Raw genomic sequence first — 1,755 nt, forward strand, 5'->3', positions numbered from 1 at the left:
GATCATCCGCGCGGCAATGCGGCTTTCATTCGTGAGCACTTGCTCCATCGCCTCCGGAATACCGTGCCCACGGATGGCTCGTGAACCCCAACGCGCCATCAGCCCCACGATGAGGCCGCCGATCACGGGAATGACAATCACCCATGCGCCGCGCTGGTGGGTCGCCGGGCTGATCCACATCGTGCTCCAGTGTCCGAAGAACGCGAGTTGCGTGACCAACGCGATCAGCCGGGTCAAGCCGAACGYGATGAACGCGACGACAGTGGCAAGCGACATGGCTAGCAATGTCGACGCGACTATCCGCCGTCGAATGCGCGGCAAGCGGCTTGGCATGTGGGCTTGCGCGAGGGCAGGGTCCAAAGCCGGGGCGAGCGGAAGCGCCGCCCGATCATGGGGCGGATGCAGCGGATCAGTCATGAGGGCAATGCCAGACAGCGGGTTCGGCGAAAGGCTACGCGGAATGGAGCTCAGTAGCTGGCTGGCAGATGAATGACTGTCGCGAGGTTACCGCGAGCCAATGCCTTTGAGGATCAGATCGATCCCGGTAAGAAAATCTGCCCGGTCGTCGTGATCGGGCAACTGGTTCGCGATGCTGCAAGCGAAGGGATACTCCGCCGGATCGAGTTCGGACCATGTATTCGCCACGGACGCGAGAAAATCGGCTCGATTGAGGCCTTCTACCTTGGCAAATTGCGCGTTGGCCGCGTTCTGGCCACCCACGCCGAGGATGTAGCTCAACAACGCCGATACGGTTGTCCACTCGAGTTCGCGCGGAACACCCAGATGACGAAGCTGCTGGCCGATGCGTTCAAGGATACGTACCGCCGGTAACTGTCCTGGCGCATGAGCGAGTGCCGAGCCAACCCATGGATGGGCGTCGATCGCGTCGAACATGCCCAGCGCAATGGCGCGGAGGGTTGCCTCCGGCGTCGCGTCGGCAAGTGGTGCGTTCATCGCGCGGGCGACGATCGCGTCGCATGCCGCGGTAAGCAGTTCGGTTTTGGTGGCGACGTGCCAGTAGATCGCACCGGGGCCGGTGGCCAGCTTGAGGCAGAGGGCGCGGAAGGTGAGGCCGCTTTCTCCGGCTTCGTCCAGGAGGGCGATCGATGCTTCGATGATCCGCTCTCGTGAGAGTGAATCTTCCCGCCTTTGGCTGCCCGGTGATTTTTTGGCCATTCCTCATATTGACATGATTGGAACGCCGTTCCAATATTGTGGAACGACGTTCCAGTTAATAGGCAAGCCAGGAAACAGCATGCATATCCCCATTGCGATCGTGGGTGCCGGCCTGGGCGGCCTGACACTGGCCCGGGTACTCCACGTGCACGGCATTGAGGCGACCGTCTTCGAAGCGGAAGCCTCGCCAGACGCACGGGCGCAAGGCGGGATGCTCGATATTCATGAGGAGAATGGACAGGTTGCGCTCAAGGCAGCGGGACTCTTCGACGAGTTCATTGCGCTCGTTCATGAGGGAGGGCAGGCCACCCGTGTCGTGGACAAGGATGGCAAGGTCCTGTTCGACCAGCCGGACGACGGGACGGGTGGACGACCCGAGGTGCCCAGGGGCGGGCTGCGGCGGATACTCATCGAATCCCTTCCTGCTGAGACCATACGCTGGGGGCACAAACTTGCAGCCGTCCGTTCGCTCGGTGGAGGCTGTCATGCGCTGACGTTTACCGATGGCTCGATGGCGACGACAAGCCTTCTGATCGGTGCGGACGGCGCATGGTCGAAGGTGCGCCCTCTGCTCTCTGA

Annotated in this window: 2 protein-coding genes and 1 pseudogene; 1 reads left to right on the forward strand and 2 read right to left on the reverse strand. The window is 62.1% G+C overall.

The features are described 5' to 3' along the window. Together AC1DT2_RS22450 and AC1DT2_RS22455 are read right to left on the reverse strand one after the other, a co-directional pair. Positions 1–417, reverse strand: a pseudogene (locus AC1DT2_RS22450) (chloride channel protein); the annotation flags it as partial. Between the two features lie 87 nt (positions 418–504). Further along, entirely contained in the window at positions 505–1,176 is a 672-nt protein-coding gene (locus tag AC1DT2_RS22455) for a TetR/AcrR family transcriptional regulator (protein ID WP_477298842.1), read from the reverse strand. A gap of 79 nt (positions 1,177–1,255) precedes the next feature. On the opposite strand from AC1DT2_RS22455, the gene AC1DT2_RS22460 reads away from it, so the two are divergent. Further along, a partial coding sequence (locus AC1DT2_RS22460) for an FAD-dependent oxidoreductase (protein ID WP_477298843.1) occupies positions 1,256–1,755 on the forward strand: 500 nt, incomplete at its 3' end.

This window comes from Luteibacter sp. P4_E6, from assembly GCF_056401535.1.

Coding starts and splice junctions, on each gene's coding strand:
- AC1DT2_RS22455 (WP_477298842.1), bottom strand. CDS start 1,176: ATGGCCAAAAAATCACCGGGCAGCCAAAGGCGGGAAGATTCACTCTCA.